Origin of the sequence: Klenkia brasiliensis (genome assembly GCF_900100695.1) — a bacterium.
Taxonomy (GTDB): Bacteria; Actinomycetota; Actinomycetes; order Mycobacteriales; family Geodermatophilaceae; genus Klenkia; species Klenkia brasiliensis.
In genome coordinates, this window is record NZ_FNCF01000004.1 from 381,407 (window position 1) to 400,411 (window position 19,005).

Here is a 19,005-nt window from a genome sequence, read left to right on the forward strand (position 1 = left end):
GTGCGCACCCTCCTCGTCACCGGCCCGGGCGGGGCCGGTTCCTCCACCGTCGCGGCGGCCACCGCCCTCGCGCTCGCCGCGACGGGGCAGCGGGTGGTCCTGCTGGGTGCGTCCGCGCCGGCCATCGACGGCCTGGCGGACGCCGTCGACGTCCGGGTGGTGCAGGCGGGCCCCGCGCTGGAGGCCGCCTGGGCCGGCCACGCCGACGCGCTGGCCGCGCTGGTGCCGGTGCTGACCCTGCCGCCGGCCTCGAGCACGGTGCCGCCGCCGGGCGCGGGCCAGGTCGCCCTGCTGACCGAGCTCGGGCGCGCGGCCGGCACCGCCGACGTCGTCGTGGTCGACGCCGGGCCGCTGCCGCAGGCGCTGGAGCTGCTGGCGCTGCCCGGTGCGACCCGGTGGTGGCTGGCCCAGCTCGCGCCGCCGCGGCTGCGGGTGCTCGCCTCGGTCCGCGCGCTGACCGGCAAGGGGCGTGGGGGAGCGGTCGACGCCGCCCTGGCCGCCGTCGGTGCGCTGGAGACCGCGCTGGACCGGGTCCCCGACCGGGTCGAGGTGCACCTGGTCGTGGCCCCCGACGACCGGGCGGTGCCCGCGGTGCGCCGGGCGGCGGCCGCGGCGGGGCTGCTCGGCCAGCCGCTGGGCACGGTCACGCTGGCCCGGGTACTGCCCGCCGGCACGGGGGAGTGGGCCGAGGCCCGCGCCGCCGCGCAGGACCGGGTCCGGGCCGGGCTGGCCGGCACCGGGTTCGCCGTCCGCGAGCTCGCCGAGGCGCCGGTGCCGCCGTCCGACGTCGCCGCGCTGGGGGCCCTGGGCGCCGCGCCGGCCGACGAGGTGCCCGAGCCCGTGCCGGTCCCGACGGCCCGGCGGGAGGGCGCCGGGTGGGTGCTGCCCGTCCCGCTGCCCGGCGCCGGCCGCGGCGAGGTCGAGCTGACCCGGTGGGGCGACGAGCTGGTCGTCGGCCTGGCCGGGCTGCGCCGCTCGCTGCCGCTGGACGCCCTGCTGCGCCGCTGCACGGTCACCGGGGCGAGCGTGCAGCACCCGGGGACGCCGGACGCCGTCCTGGCCGTCGCCTTCGCACCCGACCCGGCGCAGTGGCCGGCGGACCTGCTGGCCGCGGAGGCCGCCCGGTGACCGGCACCCCGCCGCTGGGTGACCAGCTGCGCGGCCTGGCCGAGGCGCTGACCGGTGCCCTCGGCGGGTCCGCCGCCGGGGAGGACCACTCCGCGGAGTGCCGCACCTGCCCGGTGTGCACCGCGCTGGCGGTGCTACGCGGCCAGCGGCCCGACCTGTCCGAGGCGCTGGCCGACCTGCTGACCACCGCGGCCGCCGCGCTGCGCGGTCTGGCCCGCCCCGAGAGCCCGACCGCGGACCCGACCGCCGACCCGGTCCACGACGCGGCCGTCGACCAGCCCGACCCCGGACCGGCGCCCGTGCCGGTCCCTGTGCAACGCATCGAGGTGGCATGAACGCCCCGCAGGACCTGCCGGCCCTGGGCATCGACATCGGCGGCACCAAGGTGGCCGGCGGCGTGGTGGCCCCCGACGGCACGATCACCGACACCGCGCGCCGTGCCACGCCGGGCACCTCCGTGCGGGCCACCGAGGACGCGATCGCCGCGGTGGTCGAGGAGCTGGCCGAGCGGCACGGCGGCCCCCTGGTCGGGGTCGGCGTGGGCGCGGCCGGCTGGTTCGACCGCACCGGCGACACGGTGCTGTTCTCCCCGCACCTGGCGTGGCGGAACCAGCCGCTGCGGCAGGACCTCGCGCAGCGGCTGCAGCGGCCGCTGTGGGTGGGCAACGACGCCGACGCCGCCGCGTGGGCCGAGTACCGCTACGGCGCCGCCCGGGGCTCGGACCTGGCCGTGATGATCACCCTGGGCACCGGCATCGGCGGCGGGATGGTCATCGACGGCCGGCTGCAGCGCGGCGCCCACGGCGTGGCCGGCGAGTGGGGCCACATGCGGGTGGTCCCCGACGGCCGGCTGTGCGCCTGCGGCAACCGCGGGTGCTGGGAGCAGTACGCGTCGGGCAACGCCCTCGGGCTCACCGCCCGCGAGGTGGCCACCAGCTCCCCGGCCGCCGCGGCGCTGCTGCTGGAGCGGGTGGGCGGCCGGGCCGAGCGGCTCACCGGGGAGGACGTCGCCACCGCGGCCAAGGCCGGGGACCCGCTGGCGCTGGAGCTGCTGGCCGAGGTCGGCCACTGGCTGGGCCAGGGCATCGCCGACATGGCCGCGATCCTCGACCCCGACGTCGTCGTCATCGGCGGTGGCGTGAGCGTGCTGGGCGAGATGGTGCTCGGCCCGGCCCGCGAGCGCCTGGAGCGCAAGCTCCCCGGCCGCGGGTTCCGGCCCGGGCCGACCGTCGTGGCCGCCCAGCTCGGCGCGCAGGCCGGCCTCGTCGGCGCCGCCGACCTGGTCCGCCGGGCCGTGGCCGAGGGCACCGCCTAGGCGGTCAGACGACGGCGCCGTCGTCGCCGTCGTCGGGGCGGTCGCGCATCCGCGACACCAGGACGGCGACGCCGCCCACCACGGCCAGCACCCCGATGATGATCCCGACGTCCAGGCTCAGCCCGATGGCGCCGGGGGCGATGATGCACACCGCGCCGGCGGCGATGAGCAGCAGCGCGTAGAGCGACGCCGGGGCCGGCACGGGCAGCGGCGGGGGCGGCGGCGGCTCGAAGTGCTCGTCGGGCCGGTCGAGCACCGGCACCTCGGCGGGCGGGGGCGGGGGGTCCTCGCGGGGCTGCTCGGGCGGGGCCGGCGGGGCGGGCGTGCCGGCGGCGGCCTCCTCGGCCTCCCAGGCGGCGACGATGCGGGCGAACTCGGCGTCGGTGGCGGCGGCGTCCTCGGCGCGGTCGGTCCGCCGGCGGCGCGGGGTGGGCTCGGCCGCGGGGTGCTCGTCGGCGTGGGTGTCGACCAGCGTGCGGGCGTCGGCGCGGCGGGCCCGGTCGACGAAGAGCCGGTCGGTGGGCGGCGAGGGCAGGAACTGGGTGCGGGTGTAGGGCCCGGTGTCGGTGGAGGGCGCCAGGTAGGCCGCGATGCCCTCCTCGCGCAGCACGTCGAGCAGGTGCTCGCCGACCCGCGGGTCGACGTCGCGCAGCGGGTGCCACAAGGAGGCGTCCAGGCCGTTGTCCCGACGGCCGCGCGAAGCGCTCATGCTGCCCTCCCGTGCACGGTTCGAAGCGTTCCCGGCGGTTCGCCCGTTGTCCAGGGGCGAGCAGACCGGACCCGCGATTGTGACCCACGCCGGTGCTCCCTAGTCTGGCAGTCGCTGAGGGAGGCGCGTTGTTCTACTGGTTCCTCAAGTTCGTGGCCATCGGGCCGGTCGTGCGGCTGGTGTTCCGGCCGCAGGCGACCGGCCTGGAGCACGTGCCCGCCCGGGGGGCCGCCGTGCTGGCGAGCAACCACCTGGCCGCCTCCGACTGGATCTTCATGCCGCTGGTGCTCAAGCGGCGGGTGACCTTCCTGGCCAAGGCCGAGTACTTCACCGCACCCGGGCTCAAGGGCTTCCTGCAGCGGATCTTCTTCGGCGGCAGCGGCCAGGTGCCGATCGACCGCACCAGCGCCGACGCCGCCGAGAACGCGCTCACCACCGGGATCCGCATCCTGCGCGAGGGCAAGCTGCTCGGCATCTACCCCGAGGGCACCCGCTCGCCCGACGGCCGGCTGTTCCGCGGCAAGACCGGGGTCGCCCGGATGACGCTGGAGACCGGCTGCCCGGTCGTCCCGGTGGCGATGGTGCCCGGCCGGTCCTTCCGGCTGCTGGGCAGGACGCTGACCCGGGTGGACGTCGTGTTCGGCGAGCCGCTGGACTTCTCCCGCTACGCCGGGCTCTCGGGTGACCGCTTCGTCGAGCGGTCCATCACCGACGAGATCATGTACGAGATCATGCTGCTGTCGGGCCAGGAGTACGTCGACCTCTACGGCGCCAAGGTGAAGAAGTCCATGGACACCACCGGCGCCAGCGCGGTCGAGGTGGTCGGCAAGCTGCAGCCCCCGCCGCACGAGGCCGCCGACCGGCTGCCGAGCTCGCTGGCCGGCTGACCCGCGCCGCCCTCAGCGGGCGGTGATGCGGGCCAGCACGTCGGTGGCCAGCCCCAGCACCTCGTCGCGGGTCATCGTGGGGTCGGCGGTCCACCCGATCACCAGGTCCTCGGTGAAGGCGAACCAGGACCGCACGAGCTGGCGGTGCCGCGGGTCGTCGGGCAGGCCGACGGCCTCCAGCGTGCCGTCGACCAGCCGCTCGCGGGCCCGGGTGTAGACGTCGGCGACCGCGGGGTCGCCGGCCACGGCGCCACGGACGAAGGCGACGTAGCTGTCCCGGTAGGTCTCCACCCAGCCGACGAACCGGTCGAGCATGCCGGCCTGCGCGCCGGGACCGCCCAGCACGTGGCTGCACAGCAGGTCGGCGGCCGCCGTCGTCACCGCGTCGATGTAGTCGGTCTTGGTGGCGAAGTAGTGGAAGAGCAGGCTGCGGCTGATGCCCGCCCGCCGGGCCACCTCGTCGACCGTCAGCTCCGGCACCGGGGTGGTGGGCAGCAGCTCGAGACCGATCTCGACCAGCTGGGCCCGCCGGTCGGCGGCCGTGCGCCGGGCGGCCGTCACGGGCGCGGCAGCAACCGGCGGATCGCGTCGGTCACCAGGTCGGGGCGCTCCTGGGGCAGCATGTGCCCGCAGCCGGGCACGATCTGCAGGTGCGCGGTCGGGATGGCCTCGGCGAGCCTCCCGGAGTGCTTCACGGGGGTCAGCTTGTCGGAGTCGCCGACCAGGATCTCCACCGGCACCGTGCCGAGCTCGGCCAGGGCCGCGGCCTTGTCGTGCGCACCGAGCGCGGGGTAGAAGGCGACGAACGCCCGCACCGACGACCCGGCCATGATCTCGGCGCCGCGGGCCACCATCTCGTCGGTGGCGTCGGTGCCGTAGAGGATGCCGCGCACGACCCGGCGGTGGTGCGGGCTGGTCGGCGGGACCCGCCGGCGCCAGCCCTCGACCCGGCGGGCGTGCGCCACGGCCCAGGCGCCGACGGCGGGCAGCAGCTTCTCCTGCACCCGCTCGACGGCGTTCCGCGGCGGGTGCGACAGCCCCCCGGCCGAGGTGTCCACCAGCGCCACGCCGCGGACCCGGTCGCCGATGACCTCGGGGTGCGCCGCGGCCAGCGCCATGATCGTCATGCCGCCCATCGAGTGGCCGCCCAGCACGACCGGACCGGACGGCGCCAGGGCCGCCAGGACCGCGGCCAGGTCCTCGCCGAGCAGGTCGATCGACACGGGGTCGGCCTCGCCCCAGGTGGACCGGCCGTGCCCGCGCTGGTCGTAGCGGACCAGCCGCAGCGCGCCGGCCGCGACGTCCGGGGCGAGCAGGGCGGCGACGTCGTCCCAGGCCGCCTGGGCCAGGGTCCAGCCGTGCGCCAGGACGACGGTGACCGGTGCGGTGGCGTCGCCGTCGACGGTGGCGTGCAGGAGGGCGCCGTCCGGGGTGGCGACGGCGTGCACCTCGTGGCGGGTCGTCGCGGTCGCGGTGCTCATGCTGCCACCCCGGCGGTCTCGCGCTCCGGCGTCCCGGTGTAGTTCTCCCGGTCCAGCTCACGGGTGAGCCGGCGGAACAGGAAGGTGAAGTCCGGCCACAGCGTCGTGTTGTGCCCGTGCCTGTCCAGGTACCAGGAGCCGCAGCCCCCGCCCAGCCACACGGTGCCCGCCGAGCGCTGCGCGATGAGCTCCCGGTAGGCCTCCTGCGCCGCGGGGGTGGTCTCCAGGGTGGCCAGGCCCTCGACGGCCATCGCGCGCAGCGCCTCGCCGACGTAGGCCACCTGCGACTCGATCATGTAGACCATCGAGGTGTGCCCGACGCCGACGTTGGGCCCGACCAGCAGGAACAGGTTGGGGAAGCCGGCGACGGCGGAACCGCGGTTGGTGACCATGCCCTCGTCCCACACCTGCGCCAGGGTGCGGCCGTCGCGGCCGGTGATCCGGTGCGCGATCGGCAGGTCGGTGACGTGGAAGCCGGTGGCCAGCACCAGGGTGTCGGTGGGCCGCTCGACGCCGTCGCGGGTGACCACCGAGTGCGGGCGGATCTCCGCGATGCCGGCGGTGACCACCTCGGCGTTGGGTGCGGAGACGGCCGGGTACCAGTCGTTGCTGATCAGGATGCGCTTGCAGCCGATCGTGTAGTCCGGGGTGACCGCGGCGCGCAGCTGCGGGTCGCGGACCTGCCGCTCCAGGTGGGTGCGGGCCAGCTTCTGCACCGGGGCCAGCAGCCGCCGGTTCTTGGCCATGCCGAGCACCAGGAACTCCCGGCCGGCGTACAGCGCGCCGCGCACGGCCTTCTGGACGGCGGGGAACCGGCGGTACAGCGCGCGCTCGAAGGGGGTGGTGGGCCGGTCGCCGCGGGGGATGACCCACGGGGGAGTGCGCTGGTAGACCGCGATCGACCCGACACGGGGCTGGATGGCCGGCACGACCTGGATGGCCGAGGCGCCGGTGCCGATCACCGCCACCCGCTCGCCGGCGAGGTCGTGCTCGTGGTCCCAGCGGGCGGTGTGCATGACCGTGCCGGCGAAGGTCTCGATGCCCGGGATGTCGGGGTAGGAGGGGTCGGCCAGCGCGCCCGCGCCGGAGACCAGGACCTTGGCGCGGAAGGCGCCGGCGGTGGTCTCGACGTCCCAGCGGCGGGCGGCGTCGTCCCAGGTGGCGGCGGTGACCTCGGCGCCGAACACGTGCTTGTCGCGCAGCTCGTAGCGGTCGGCGATGCCGCGCAGGTAGGCGAAGATCTCCGGCTGCTCGGAGTAGGTGCGCGGCCAGTCGGGGTTGGGCGCGAAGGAGAACGAGTAGAGGTTGGACTGCACGTCGCAGGCCGCGCCCGGGTAGCTGTTGTCGCGCCAGGTGCCGCCGACGTCGTCGCCGCGCTCGAGCACCACGAAGTCCTCGATGCCCTGCTTGCGCAGCTGGATGGCCATGCCGAGGCCGGCGAACCCGGACCCGATCACGGCCACGTGGACCTCGCGGGTGGCGCCGGACTGCTCGGCGCGGGTGTTCTCCATCGTGCTGGTCACCGGTCGGCTCCTCTGCTGACGGCTTGCTGAGCAACGCTCAACAAGGTACACATCTGTTGAGCAGTGCTCAACAGCAACTCGACGAGGAGGAGCCCCGATGGCCCGCAGGACCCGGAACACCCGCTCGCTGGCCGGCCAGGCCGTGCTCATCACCGGGGCCGCCCGGGGGATCGGTGCCGAGCTCGCCCGCAAGGCCGCCGCCCGGGGCGCCCGCGTGGCGCTGGTCGGTCTCGAGCCCGAGCTGCTGGCCCAGGTGGCCGCCGAGCTCGGCCCCGAGCACCTGTGGGTCGAGGCCGACGTCACCGACGCCGACGCGATGGCCGCCGCGGTCGCCCGCGCGGTGGACGTCTTCGGCGGCCTGGACGTCGTCGTGGCCAACGCCGGCATCGCGCCGATGAACACGGTGGCCACGGCGTCGGCGCGGGCGCTGGCCCGCACGATCGAGGTCAACCTGACCGGCGCCATGCTCACCGCGCACGCCGCCCTCCCCGCGATCAGCGAGCGGCGGGGCCACATCCTGCTGATCTCCTCGGCCGCCGCGTTCTCCGTGCTGCCCGGCCTCTCGGCCTACTGCGCGGCCAAGGCCGGCCTGGAGCGGTTCGGCGACGTGCTGCGGCTGGAGGTCGCCCACCGCGGTGTGACCGTGGCCAGCGCCCACCCGGTGTGGATCGACACCGACATGGTGCGCGACACCAAGGCCGCGCTGCCCACCTTCAAGGCCACCCTCGACCGGCTCCCCGGGCCGCTGGGCTCCTACACCTCGGTGTCCGACTGCGCCGACGCGCTGCTGCGCAACCTGGAGAACCGGGGCCGCCGGGTCTTCGTCCCCCGTTCGGTGGGTGTGGTCGCGGCCTGGCGCCAGGCCATCATCGGCGCCGTCGGCGAGAAGCTCGTGCTGACCCAGGCGAGGACCGCGGTGCCGCAGCTGGAGCAGGAGATCGCCGCCCTGGGCGGCGAGGAGTTCGGCGCCAACTCCGTCGAGCGGGGCCGCCGCACCGCCGGCTGACCTCCTCGACCGGTCACCAGATCCAGCGGACCACCGTCACCGCCCCGATGACCACCAGGGCCCCGACGGCGGCGAGGGTCAGGAAGCACCCGGCGGCGAAGGCGGCGTCCGCCACGCGGGACGAGGCCGGCGCGGGACCGGGGGCCGACCGTGGGCGGGCCGTGGACCAGGTGACGGGGCCGCCGGTGGCCTCCTCGGCCGCCGTCCGCAGCTCGACCAGCCGGGCCTGCACCACCGGTCCGGCGAGGTCCTCGGGTCCGGCCCACCGCATCGCCCGCACCCGTTGGTGCGCACCCGGGTAGGCGGCGAGGAAGGCGGCGACCTCCATAGGGTTCCGCGCGGCGGAGAGGTAGGACCACCGGCCGGCCTGGACCTGGTCGCCGTCGGCGCGGTGGGCCTCCGCGAGCGCCTCGCGCACGTCCAGCCGGTGCGGGTAGGTCGAGACCAGCCCGTGCAGGCGCGACCGCGCCCGGTCCGCCCGGCCGGCGGCGAGCTCGGCGCGGGCCCGGGCGAGGGTCTGGTCGGCGGGCACCGGGGGAGCGTGCCGGAGCGGCGGCCCCGCGACCAGCCCTTTTCCGGCACCCGCCTACCGTGGCCGGCGTGCGGCGCTACTTCTACGACACCGAGTTCATCGAGGACGGCACCACCATCGACCTGGTGTCGATCGGCGTCGTCGACGAGACCGGCCGGGAGTTCTACGCCGTCTCCACGGAGTTCGACCCCGACCGGGCCATCCCCTGGGTGCGCCGCAACGTGCTGGACAAGCTGCCCCCGCCCTCGGACCGGGCGTGGCGGAGCCGGGCACGGATCAAGGAGTCGCTGCTGGACTTCCTGACCGGCCCCGGCGAGGACGTGCAGCTGTGGGCCTGGATCGCCGCCTACGACCACGTCGCGCTGTGCCAGCTGTGGGGCGCGATGCCCGCGCTGCCGCGCCAGGTGCCGCGGTTCACCCGCGAGCTCAAGCAGTTCTGGGAGGACGCCGGGTCCCCGCCGATCCCGCGCAAGCCCGAGGGCGCCCACGACGCCCTGGTCGACGCCCGGCACGGCCTCGCCATCTGGCGGGCGGTCACCGGGGCGTGACGCTCAGACGGTGAAGACGGCGAGCAGCCGGGTCAGCTCCCCCGAGAGGTCGGCCAGCTCGCCGGCCGCCGTCCGGGCCGTGTCCACGTCGGCGGCGGTGCGCTCCGCGTCGCTGCTGACCGCCGCCATGGTGGCCGACACCGCCCCCGCCCCGGTCGCCACCGCGGCCACGCTGCGGCCCAGCTCGCCGGTGGTGGCGGTCTGCTCCTCGACGGCGGCGGCGATGGTCGCCTGGTGCGCCTCGATCGCCCGGATGACCTCGGTGATGCGGGTGATGGAGCCGACCGCCGCCTCGGTGTCGGCCTGGATGGCGCTGACCCGCCGGGTGATCTCCTCGCTGGCCCGCGACGCCTCCTGGGCCAGGTCCTTGACCTCGGTGGCCACGACGGCGAACCCGCGCCCGGCCTCCCCGGCCCGCGCGGCCTCGATGGTGGCGTTGAGCGCCAGCAGGTTGGTCTGCGCGGCCACCGCCGAGATCACCGAGACGACCTCGTTGACCTCCGCCGAGGAGGTGCCCAGCGCCGACACGGTCGCCTCGGTGGCCGCGGCGAGCTCGACGGCCTCCCGGCCCACCCGGGCGGCCTCGGTGGCCGAGCGGGACACCTCGGCGATCGAGGCGCCCATCTGCTCGGTCCCGGCCGCCGCGGCGGACACGCCCTGGCTGATGCCGGTCGTCGCCCGGCTCGCCTCGCCGGCCTGGTCCCGGCTGCGGCCGGCCTGCTGGGCGAGCCCGTCGGCGACCTCCGACACCCCGCTGGCCGCGCGGGCCAGCGCGGTCGCGCAGCTGCCGATGTCGCGCACCGTGCCGGCCACCTTCTCCACGAAGCGGTTGAACGCCCGCGCGAGCTCGCCCACCTCGCCGCCGCCGCTGTCGGCCACCCGCTGGGTGAGGTCGCCCTCCCCGTCGGCGATCTCCTCCATCCGGCGCTGCAGCCGGCGCAGCGGTGCGGTCAGCCGCCGGCCGAGCAGCCAGGCGACGACACCGCCGAGCACGGTGACCGCCGCGGCCGCCAGCACCAGCGCGACGAGCATCGTGCGGCGGCCGTCCTCGAGCCGGGTCACCGGCCCGGCGGCGTCGGAGTCCCGGGCGTCGACGGCGATCACCCAGTCCCACGGCGCGTAGTAGGCGACCTGGACGGTGTGCGTGCCGGAGTCGGCGTCGCGGTAGCGCACGGTGGCCTGCTCGCCGTCGGCCAGCCCCACCGCGGTGTCCACCACCTCGGCGACCCAGGCGGCGCCGTCGGCGTCGGTGCGCTCCAGGGCGGACTCGCCCTCGCCCGTGCCGTCCTGGGTCATGAGCACGGTGCCGCGCCGCGCACCGGTGCCGCCGAGGACGGTCACCGAGCCGTGCTCGCCGACCCGGGTGGCCTGCAGCGCCTGCCGCAGGGTGGGCAGCGCCTCCTGCTGCTCACCGACGTAGAGCATGCCGATGACCGCGCCGGAGGGGTCGGTGATCGGGCTGTAGGCGGTGACGTACCAGGAGTCGACGACGAAGGCGGTGCCGCGGTAGGTCTGGCCCGCCGTCACCGCGGCCACCACCGGGTTCGGGGTGCCGTCGGCGCCGACCGCGGGGATGTAGGTGCCGATCGCCCGCGCGCCGGTGGTGCCCACGACGTTGGTCGCCACCCGCAGCATGTCGCCAGAAGGCATGAGCTGGAACACCGTCGCCGTCCCGCCCACCAGGTCGCGGACCTGGTCGACGACCGGGGTGGGGACGGCGGGGTCGGCGTTCTGGCCCAGCCACGCACCGCCGACCAGCAGCTGCGGCAGGGTGGTGTCCACGACGTCCCCGCTGACCTGGTCCTTGGCCGTCCAGGGCACCTGGCGGGTGCCGACCGACACCCCGCCGGCGCCGGCCAGCACGAACTGGGCGACCGCCAGGTCGTCGTCCACCTTCGCGGCGGTCGAGGCCCCCTGGGTGGAGACGACGTCGAAGACCCCGGTCGTGGTGCGCGCCAGGCCGGCGTCGGTGAGCGCCTGCACGTCGGTGCGGGCCTCGCCGGCGAAGCGGTCGCTGCGCCAGGCGCTCACGCCGGCCATCGCGGCGCCGGTCACGACGGTGCTGGTCAGCGCGAGCGCGACCACCTTGCTGCGGATGCTGGACAGCACCTGGTCCTCCGGGGTTCCGGCCGGAGCAGTTCCCCGGCCGTCCTCCCCATCGGCGGTTGCGGGCCCGATGTGGACCGTTAGGCCGGCGAACCGGTGCGCAGCGTCGCCCAGTCCTCGGGGTGGCGCTGCAGGTGCTCGCGCACGGTCAGCGCCGGGTGCCCGGTGAAGGACCGGACCACATCGCTGACCACGGCCATTTCACCGGCCGCGATCGCGGTGTAGCTGGTCACCCAGCCCTCCACCTCCCAGTCCGGCGCGCCGCTGGGCCGCCGGGTCGCCCACGCCTGCTCCACCGTCTGCGCCTCGTACCGGACGTCGCGGCCGGTGACCTCGGCGAGCACCGCCGCCGCGTCGGCCAGCGTCAAGGCCTCCGGCCCGGTCACGTCCAGCACCCGGCCGTCGGTGCTGGGGTGGTCGCGCAGCAGCACGGCCGCGGCCACCTCGGCGGCGTCGTCGCGGGACACGAAGGACGCCGCGCCGTCGCCGGCCGGCGCGGCGATCACCGCACCGCGGTCGTCGGTCGGGGTGGCGAAGAACGGCACGAAGTCGGCGTACATCGAGTTGCGCAGCACCGTCGTCCGCAGGCCGGTGTCGCCCAGTGCCTCCTCGGTGGCCGCGTGCGTCGCGGTCAGGGTGAAGGTGGCGCCGGCCTCGGAGCCCAGGAAGGAGGTGTAGACGATGCGCTCCACCCCGGCGGCCACCGCGGCCCGGACGGCGGCCAGGTGCTGCTCGGTGCGGTCGGCCGCCTCGGCCGCGCTGACCAGGAACAGCGTGTGCGTGCCGGCGAGCGCCTCGGTCATGCCCGCCTCGTCGGCGTAGCCCCCGGGCTGGGCCACCACGGCGGTGCCGGGCAGCCGCGGGGCGCGGGAGGCGTCCCGCACCACCAACCGCACGGTGGCGTCGTGGTCGGCGGCCGCGGGTGCCAGCAGCCGGGCGACCCGGCCGCCCAGGGCCCCGGTCGCTCCGGTCACGGTGATCAGGCGGGTCATGGTGTCCTCTCGACGGTGTGCGCGGCCGGTCCGCCGGCCCGCCGTACCCTTCCCACGTGAGTCTGACCGAACCTGCCGAGCTGGTCCCGGGCCTGGACAGGTGGCGCGAGCTCCCCGCCGCGCAGCAGCCCTCCTGGCCCGACCGCGCCGCGCTGGACGCCGTGCTGGCGACCCTGTCCTCCGTCCCGCCGATCGTGGCGCCCAGCGAGGTCGACAGCCTCCGCGCCCAGCTGGCCGACGTGGCGCAGGGCAAGGCGTTCCTGCTGCAGGGCGGCGACTGCGCCGAGACCTTCGACCTCAACACCGAGCCGCACCTGCAGGCCACCACCCGCACGCTGCTGCAGATGGCCGTGGTGCTGACCTACGGCGCCAGCGTGCCGGTGGTCAAGGTGGGCCGGGTGGCCGGGCAGTACGCCAAGCCGCGCAGCTCCGACACCGACGCGCTCGGCCTGCCGTCCTACCGGGGCGACATGGTCAACTCCTTCGACCCCGACCCGGTGCAGCGCATCCCCGACCCCAACCGGCTGGTGCGGGCCTACGCCAACTCCGCCGCGGCGATGAACATGATCCGGGCCTACGCCCGGGGCGGCCTGGCCGACCTGCACGCGGTGCACAACTGGAACCAGGACTTCGTCGCCTCCTCGCCGGCCGGCGTGCGCTACGAGGTCATCGCCCGCGAGATCGACCGGGCGCTGGGCTTCATGCGGGCCTGCGGCGTCGACGACGCGGCGCTGCGCAGCGTCGAGCTCTACAACAGCCACGAGGCGCTGATCCTGGACTACGAGCGGGCGCTCCTGCGGCTGCACGAGGGCCGGCCGTACGCGTTGAGCGCCCACTTCGTGTGGGTGGGCGAGCGCACCCGGCAGATGGACGGCGCGCACATCGAGTTCGCCTCGAAGCTGGCCAACCCGGTCGGGGTCAAGATCGGCCCGACGACGACGCCCGAGCAGGCCGTCGAGCTCGTCGAGCGGCTGGACCCCGACGGTCTGCCCGGCAAGCTCACCCTGATCAGCCGGATGGGCAACGGGAAGATCCGCGACGTCCTGCCGGCCATCGTGGAGAAGGTCACCGCCAGCGGCCACCAGGTCGTCTGGCAGTGCGACCCGATGCACGGCAACACCCACGAGTCGACGTCGGGCTACAAGACCCGGCACTTCGACCGCGTGGTCGACGAGGTGCTCGGGTTCTTCGACGTCCACCGGTCGCTGGGCACCTGGCCCGGGGGCATCCACGTCGAGCTCACCGGCGAGGACGTCACCGAGTGCCTGGGCGGGGCCATGGAGATCAGCGACGAGGACCTCGCCAGCCGGTACGAGACCGCCTGCGACCCCCGGCTGAACACCGGCCAGTCGCTGGAGCTCGCCTTCCTGGTCGCGGAGATGCTCCGTGGCTGATCTGGTCGACCTGCGGTCGGACACCGTCACGAAGCCGACCGCCGCGATGCGGCGGGCGATGGCCGAGGCCGAGGTGGGCGACGACGTCTACGGCGAGGACCCGCTGGTCAACGCGCTCGAGGAGCGGGTGGCGGCGATGTTCGGCCACGAGGCCGCGGTCTTCGTGCCCTCGGGGACGATGGGCAACCAGATCGGCATGCGGCTGGTCTGCCAGCCCGGCCAGGAGGTGCTCGGGGACGCCGAGGCCCACGTGGTCACCTACGAGATGGGGGCCGCGGCCGCCGTCTTCGGCCTGTCCACCCGCACCGTGGTCAGTGAAGGCGGGGTGCTCTCGGCCGACCAGCTGATCAGCCAGGTCCGGCCCTTCGGCAACTGGCACCTGACCCCGACCGCCGCGGTCGCCGTGGAGAACACGCACAACCGGGCCGGCGGGCTGGTGCAGCCGCTGGAGGAGCTGGAGAAGCTGTTCGCCTGGTCCCGCGACGCCGGGGTCTCGGTGCACCTGGACGGCGCCCGCATCTGGAACGCCGCGGTGGCCTCCGGGGTGCCGCTGGACACCTACGGCCGGCTGGCCGACACCGCGTCGGTCTGCCTGTCCAAGGGCCTGGGTGCCCCGGTCGGCTCGGTGCTGGTCGCCTCCGCCGACCGCATCGCCGAGGCCCGGCTGTGGCGCAAGCGGCTGGGCGGCGGGATGCGGCAGGTCGGCGTCCTGGCCGCCGCGGGCCTGCACGCCCTGGACCACCACGTCGACCGGCTGGCCGACGACCACTCCCGGGCCACACAGCTGGCGGAGCGGCTGGGCGTCGACCCGGCCACCGTGCACACCAACATGGTGGTGCTGGACGGCGTCGCCGCCCCGATGCTGGCCGCGGCCGCCAAGGGCGAGGGCGTGCTGGTCAGCGAGGTGTCGGCGACCCGGGTGCGGCTGCTGACCCACCTGGACGTCGACGACGCCGCCGTCGACCGCGCCGTCGAGGTCCTCGCCCCCCTGTTGTAGGCGCCACTTCCCGCGCAGAAGTCCGTCCCCCTGCACCAGATCTGGCGCAGGGGGACGGACGTCGATCAACCTCCCTGATCGACGCTGCGGGAGGCGAGGGGCGGTCAGTAGTTGCTGAAGAGCAGGTCGCCGCCCGCGGTGCTGCTGGCGACCGCGCCCCGGCTGGAGCCCGACTTCAGCGCCGAGGCCACGGCGGAGGGGCTGGCACCCGGGTTCCGCTGCAGGTACAGCGCGGCGACGCCGGCCACGTGGGGGGTGGCCATCGAGGTGCCGCTGATGGTGTTGGTCGCGGTGGCGGACCCGATCCAGGCGCTGGTGATGCTCACCCCGGGGCCGAAGAGGTCCACGCACGAGCCCGTGTTGCTGAACGACGCCGGCCGGTCGTTGCGGTCGGAGGCGCCGACGGTGATCGCCGCGGAGACGCGGGCCGGGGACTGGGTGCAGGCGTCGACCGGCTGGCCGAGGGCGTTGCCGTTGCCGGCCGCGATCGCGTAGGTGACGCCGTCGGAGATGGAGCGCTGCACGGCCTGGTCCAGGGCGGTGGAGGTGCCCCCACCCAGGCTCATGTTGGCCACCGCGGCCTCGCCGGCCTGGTGGTCGGCGGTCACCCAGTCCACGCCGGCGATGACGCCGGAGGTGCTGCCCGAGCCGTTGCAGTCCAGCACCCGGACGGCGACCAGGCTGGTCTGCTTGGCGATGCCGTAGGCGGAGCCGCCCACGGTGCCGGCGACGTGCGTGCCGTGGCCCTGGCAGTCGTCGGCCGACCCGCCGTCGATCGCGTCGTACCCGGTGACCGCCCGGCCGCCGAAGTCCTGGTGCCCGAAGTTGATGCCCGTGTCGATGATGTAGCTGGTCACGCCCGCGCCGGTGGCGGTGTAGCTGTAGGTGCCCGACAGCGGCAGGGACCGCTGGTCGGTGCGGTCCAGGCCCCACGTGGCACCCGACTGGGTGGCCGACACCTGCACGACCTGGTCGGGCTCCACCGCGACGACGCCGGGCAGGGACGACAGCTGGCCCGCCAGCGCGGTGGGCAGGGTGATGGCGAACCCGTCGAGCGCGTGCTCGTAGACGTGGGTGATGTCGCCGAGGGCGTCGGCGAGGCCGACGGCCTGGGTGGTGATGCTGTCCGGGTCGAGCGTGACGATGTAGCTGCCGAGCGCCGACGAGGAGACGGTGTCGTCGGCGGCGGCGGTGCCGGCGGTGGCGGCGAAGCCGGCGGTGGCCAGCACGGCGATCGCGGCGACGGCGACCGGGCGGACCGGGGGACGTGCGTGCACGGGCGTCACTCCTGTACGAGACGGGCGCCCCGGCTGCTCGCACAGCCGGGGCTCAAGGTGCGCACAACTGAACACGGCTAGTGACCACTGCGAAAGATCCGGGACGATGAGATCGATCCCGCAACATCCTGTTCACGCTGGTCAGAAGCGTGCCGGAACCGTCCGGTCGGGACGGGTCGGGCCCGAACGGGCGCCAGGATCAGACGGTGGCCGCCGCCCGGTCGCGCAGCGAGCGCAGCACCGCGATGTCCCGGGCGTGCCCGTCGCGGGGCCCGCTGCCGGCAGCCATCGGGGTCTCCACCACCACGGGGACGCCGGTCAGCGCGGGGTGTGCGAGCAGCTCGGCGAACGGCGCCAGGCCCAGGGAGCCCTCGCCGATGGTGGCGTGCCGGTCCCGCCGGGACCCGCAGCCGTCCAGGGAGTCGTTGGCGTGCACGAGCCCGAGTCGGCCCGGTCCGACCGCCCGCTCCAGCGCGTCGAGGGTGGCCGCGGTGCCGCCCGGCGTGACCAGGTCGTGACCTGCCGCCCAGGCGTGGCAGGTGTCCAGGCAGATGCCCAGCCGGGGGTGGTGCTCCAGCGCCGCGACGTAGGGCGCCAGGTCCTCGACGGTCGCGGCCAGGGCCCGGCCGCCGCCGGCGGTCGGCTCGACCAGCAGCCGGGGACCGTCGTCGGGCAGCGCGTCCAGCAGCGGCAGCAGCCGCTCGTGCAGCTGGCGCAGCGCCGCGTCGTACCGGTCGGCGCCGACCGCCGACCCGGCGTGCACCACGACGCCCGCGCAGCCCAGCTGCCCGGCGCGGGCGAGGTCCGCGGCCAGCGCGGCGACGGAGGCGTCGACGGTCGCCGGGTCCGGCGAGCCCAGGTTGACCAGGTAGGGGGCGTGCACGAACGAGGGGATGCCGCGCTCGGCGCAGCCCGCGGTGAAGGCGGCGTCCTGCGCCGGGTCACCGGGGGAGCGCCGCCAGCCGCGCGGGTTGCCCACGAACACCTGCACGGCCTCCGCGCCCACCGCGTCCGCGTAGGCCAGCCCGCCGGTGGCCAGCCCGCGCGCCACCGCCACGTGCGCCCCGACCGGGGTGCGCAGAGCACCGACCACCGGGATCAGCCGAAGGTCACCAGGATGGTCACCGAGGTGCCCGGGTCGACGACCTGCCCGGCGCCGGGGGTCTGGCGCAGCACGGTGTCGCCGAAGAACTGGGTGACCGAGACCTCCAGCCCCGCGGCCTCCAGGGCGGCGACCGCGGCGTCCTTGGACTGGCCGACCACGTTCGGCACGGTCACCTGGACCGGTCCGGTCGAGACCGTCAGCGTGATCTCCGACCCGTAGGGCTGGTCGCCGTCCGGCGTGGCCGAGATGACCTGGCCGGTGGACACGGCGTCGCTGCGGCCCTCGTCACGGGTCACCTCGAAGCCGAGCTGCTCGAGGGCGGTCTGCGCGTCGTCGGGGTCCTGACCGGCCAGGTCCGGGACGGCGATGTTCGCCGCGCCGGCGGAGACCTGGATGGTCACGGTCTGCCCGCGCCGCAGCTCGGTGCCGGGCGGGGGGTCGATGGCCATCACCGAACCTTCGGCGACGTCGTCGCTGCGGCCGGTCGTGCGGGCCACCTGCAGGCCCCCGCCGAGGGCCTCGACGGCGGCCTGCACCTCGTCGGCCGGCCGGCCCAGCAGGGCGCCGTCCACGGTGAACCGCTCGGGACCCTTGGACACCGTGAGCGTGACGTCGCTGCCGATGATGATCCGGGCGCCGTCGGCGGGGTCGGCGGACACCACCGTCCCGGCCGGCACGTCCTCGCTGAACACCTCGGTGATGACCGGGTCCAGCCCGGCCTCCTGCAGGAACCCGATGGCCTGCTGCTGCCCCTGCCCGGACACCTCGGGGACGTCGGTCCAGCGGCCCGAGCCCAGCCACCAGCCCACCGCGCCGATGGTCACCGCCATCAGCAGCACGACGGCGACGGCCAGCCGCACCCGGCGCCGCCGGATGTGGTCGGGGACGCCGACCCGGGGCAGCGGGCGGGGCGTGGTGGGCTGCGGGGCACGGCGGCCGGCGACCGCCCCGGTGGGCGGCATCGGCACCATCGCGGTGCGCCCGCCGGGGCGGTGCGGCGAGATGACCTCGGTGCGCGGGTCGTCACCGGTGCGCGCGGCCGAGGGCCGGTTGACCGGGCGGATCGTGGTGGTCTGCGTGCTGGCCCGGCCGGTGGGCACCGGGGTGCGGCCCAGCCCGAGGTCGCGGGAGATGTCCTCGATCTCGGCGAGGAACGCCCCGGCGTCCAGCGGGCGGGCGCCGGGGTCGCGGCGGGTCGTGCGGGCGACGAGCTCGTCGACCTGCCAGGGCACCGACGGCGTCTCCTCCGACGGCGGCGGGACGTCGTGGTGCACGTGCTGGTAGGCCACCGCCAACGGGGTGTCGCCGGCGTAGGGCGGGTGCCCGGTGAGCAGCTCGTAGAGCACCACGCCCGCGGCGTAGACGTCGGAGCGGGCGTCGGACCTGCCGCGCTCGAGCTGCTCGGGGGAGAGGTAGGCGACGGTGCCGATGAGCACCCCGCCGGTGTGGCTGGTGTGCCCGGTGCCGGCCACGGCGCGGGCCAGCCCGAAGTCGGCGACCTTGACCTGGCCGGTGGAGGAGATCAGCACGTTCTCGGGCTTGATGTCGCGGTGCACGATGCCGGCCCGGTGCGCGGCGGTCAGCCCGGACAGCACCGGCTCCATGACCGCGAACGCCTCGCCGACGGTGAGCCGGCCCCGGGCCTGCAGCAGGTCCCGCAGCGTGCGGCCGCGGACGAGCTCCATCACCAGGTACACCAGGCCCTGGTCGCTGCCCTGGTCGCTGACGCCGACCACGTTGGGGTGGCTCAGCATCGCCGCGGCCCGGGCCTCGCGGATGAACCGGTCGACGAACGCGGGGTCGTGGGCGAGGTGCTCGACCATCACCTTCACCGCGACCTGGCGGTGCAGCCGGAGGTCGGTGGCGGCGTAGACGGTGGACATGCCGCCGCGGGCGACGCGCTCCTCGAGGCGGTAGCGCCCCTCCAGGACCAGCCCCAGCACGGGGTCGGTCACGGCGGTGTCCACGGCGGCGAGTCTACGAGCGCGGGCCAGCACCCGAGGTC

Annotated in this window: 18 protein-coding genes; 8 read left to right on the plus strand and 10 right to left on the minus strand. The window is 75.7% G+C overall.

Annotated features, from left to right (window positions below; translation table 11 throughout):
- From BLT39_RS13725 to BLT39_RS13735, 3 genes are read left to right on the plus strand one after another with little or no spacing between them, the layout of a single operon-like run.
- The gene (locus tag BLT39_RS13725) at positions 1-1,128 is read left to right on the plus strand and encodes an ArsA family ATPase (protein ID WP_091064153.1); all 1,128 of its coding nucleotides are present in this window, start codon (positions 1-3) and stop codon (positions 1,126-1,128) included.
- Positions 1,125-1,463, plus strand: coding sequence for a hypothetical protein (locus tag BLT39_RS13730; RefSeq protein ID WP_091064155.1), 339 nt, complete (start codon positions 1,125-1,127; stop codon positions 1,461-1,463). The genes BLT39_RS13725 and BLT39_RS13730 overlap by 4 nt, the downstream gene beginning before the upstream one ends.
- The gene (locus tag BLT39_RS13735) at positions 1,460-2,443 is read left to right on the plus strand and encodes an ROK family glucokinase (protein ID WP_091064158.1); all 984 of its coding nucleotides are present in this window, start codon (positions 1,460-1,462) and stop codon (positions 2,441-2,443) included. The genes BLT39_RS13730 and BLT39_RS13735 overlap by 4 nt, the downstream gene beginning before the upstream one ends.
- Positions 2,444-2,447: 4 nt before the next feature.
- On the opposite strand, the gene BLT39_RS13740 is transcribed toward BLT39_RS13735, so the two are convergent.
- The gene (locus BLT39_RS13740) at positions 2,448-3,152 is read right to left on the minus strand and encodes a hypothetical protein (protein ID WP_091064161.1); all 705 of its coding nucleotides are present in this window, start codon (positions 3,150-3,152) and stop codon (positions 2,448-2,450) included.
- 128 nt (positions 3,153-3,280) lie between these two features.
- Here BLT39_RS13740 and BLT39_RS13745 point away from each other — a divergent pair, with 128 nt between their 5' ends.
- A complete protein-coding gene (locus BLT39_RS13745; protein ID WP_091064167.1) occupies positions 3,281-4,039 on the plus strand; it encodes a lysophospholipid acyltransferase family protein in 759 nt (252 codons plus the stop codon).
- 12 nt (positions 4,040-4,051) lie between these two features.
- Here BLT39_RS13745 and BLT39_RS21855 read toward each other — a convergent pair whose 3' ends face one another.
- From BLT39_RS21855 to BLT39_RS13765, 3 genes are read right to left on the minus strand one after another with little or no spacing between them, the layout of a single operon-like run.
- Positions 4,052-4,600, minus strand: a complete 549-nt coding sequence (locus tag BLT39_RS21855; RefSeq protein ID WP_165640271.1) for a TetR/AcrR family transcriptional regulator — start codon at positions 4,598-4,600, stop codon at positions 4,052-4,054.
- Positions 4,597-5,520: an alpha/beta fold hydrolase gene (locus BLT39_RS13760; RefSeq protein ID WP_091064174.1), complete on the minus strand. Its 924-nt coding sequence runs from the start codon at positions 5,518-5,520 to the stop codon at positions 4,597-4,599. The genes BLT39_RS21855 and BLT39_RS13760 overlap by 4 nt, the downstream gene beginning before the upstream one ends.
- The gene (locus tag BLT39_RS13765; protein WP_242658390.1) at positions 5,517-7,043 is read right to left on the minus strand and encodes a flavin-containing monooxygenase; all 1,527 of its coding nucleotides are present in this window, start codon (positions 7,041-7,043) and stop codon (positions 5,517-5,519) included. Before BLT39_RS13765 ends, BLT39_RS13760 begins: the two co-directional genes overlap by 4 nt.
- A 97-nt stretch (positions 7,044-7,140) precedes the next feature.
- On the opposite strand from BLT39_RS13765, the gene BLT39_RS13770 reads away from it, so the two are divergent.
- On the plus strand, positions 7,141-8,049 hold the full coding sequence (locus tag BLT39_RS13770) for a short-chain dehydrogenase/reductase (RefSeq protein WP_091064175.1): 909 nt from the start codon (positions 7,141-7,143) through the stop codon (positions 8,047-8,049).
- 13 nt (positions 8,050-8,062) lie between these two features.
- On the opposite strand, the gene BLT39_RS13775 is transcribed toward BLT39_RS13770, so the two are convergent.
- Positions 8,063-8,581 carry a DUF6584 family protein gene (locus tag BLT39_RS13775; protein WP_091064176.1) on the minus strand — a complete coding sequence of 173 codons (519 nt, stop codon included), beginning with the start codon at positions 8,579-8,581 and terminating at the stop codon, positions 8,063-8,065.
- Positions 8,582-8,649: 68 nt separating this feature from the next.
- On the opposite strand from BLT39_RS13775, the gene BLT39_RS13780 reads away from it, so the two are divergent.
- Positions 8,650-9,129, plus strand: coding sequence for a polyadenylate-specific 3'-exoribonuclease AS (locus BLT39_RS13780; protein WP_091065109.1), 480 nt, complete (start codon positions 8,650-8,652; stop codon positions 9,127-9,129).
- A gap of 3 nt (positions 9,130-9,132) precedes the next feature.
- On the opposite strand, the gene BLT39_RS13785 is transcribed toward BLT39_RS13780, so the two are convergent.
- Complete coding sequence (locus tag BLT39_RS13785) at positions 9,133-11,238, minus strand: methyl-accepting chemotaxis protein (RefSeq protein ID WP_091064177.1); 2,106 nt, start codon at positions 11,236-11,238, stop codon at positions 9,133-9,135.
- Positions 11,239-11,315: 77 nt separating this feature from the next.
- The gene (locus BLT39_RS13790) at positions 11,316-12,227 is read right to left on the minus strand and encodes an NmrA family NAD(P)-binding protein (protein WP_091064180.1); all 912 of its coding nucleotides are present in this window, start codon (positions 12,225-12,227) and stop codon (positions 11,316-11,318) included.
- Positions 12,228-12,283: 56 nt separating this feature from the next.
- On the opposite strand from BLT39_RS13790, the gene BLT39_RS13795 reads away from it, so the two are divergent.
- Together BLT39_RS13795 and BLT39_RS13800 are read left to right on the plus strand one after the other, a co-directional pair.
- Entirely contained in the window at positions 12,284-13,621 is a 1,338-nt protein-coding gene (locus BLT39_RS13795; RefSeq protein ID WP_091064182.1) for a class II 3-deoxy-7-phosphoheptulonate synthase, read from the plus strand.
- Complete coding sequence (locus BLT39_RS13800) at positions 13,614-14,618, plus strand: threonine aldolase family protein (RefSeq protein WP_242658391.1); 1,005 nt, start codon at positions 13,614-13,616, stop codon at positions 14,616-14,618. Before BLT39_RS13795 ends, BLT39_RS13800 begins: the two co-directional genes overlap by 8 nt.
- Before the next feature lie 104 nt (positions 14,619-14,722).
- Here the strand turns inward: BLT39_RS13800 and BLT39_RS13805 are convergent, their stop codons facing one another.
- The 3 genes from BLT39_RS13805 to pknB all read right to left on the minus strand — a co-directional run bounded on the left by BLT39_RS13805 (position 14,723) and on the right by pknB (position 18,967).
- A complete protein-coding gene (locus BLT39_RS13805; RefSeq protein ID WP_207507957.1) occupies positions 14,723-15,895 on the minus strand; it encodes a S8 family peptidase in 1,173 nt (390 codons plus the stop codon).
- A gap of 199 nt (positions 15,896-16,094) precedes the next feature.
- Positions 16,095-16,988, minus strand: a complete 894-nt coding sequence (locus tag BLT39_RS13810) for a deoxyribonuclease IV (RefSeq protein WP_091064185.1) — start codon at positions 16,986-16,988, stop codon at positions 16,095-16,097.
- Between the two features lie 5 nt (positions 16,989-16,993).
- A complete protein-coding gene (gene pknB / locus BLT39_RS13815; RefSeq protein ID WP_091064188.1) occupies positions 16,994-18,967 on the minus strand; it encodes a Stk1 family PASTA domain-containing Ser/Thr kinase in 1,974 nt (657 codons plus the stop codon).
- Between the last annotated feature and the right edge of the window lie 38 nt (positions 18,968-19,005).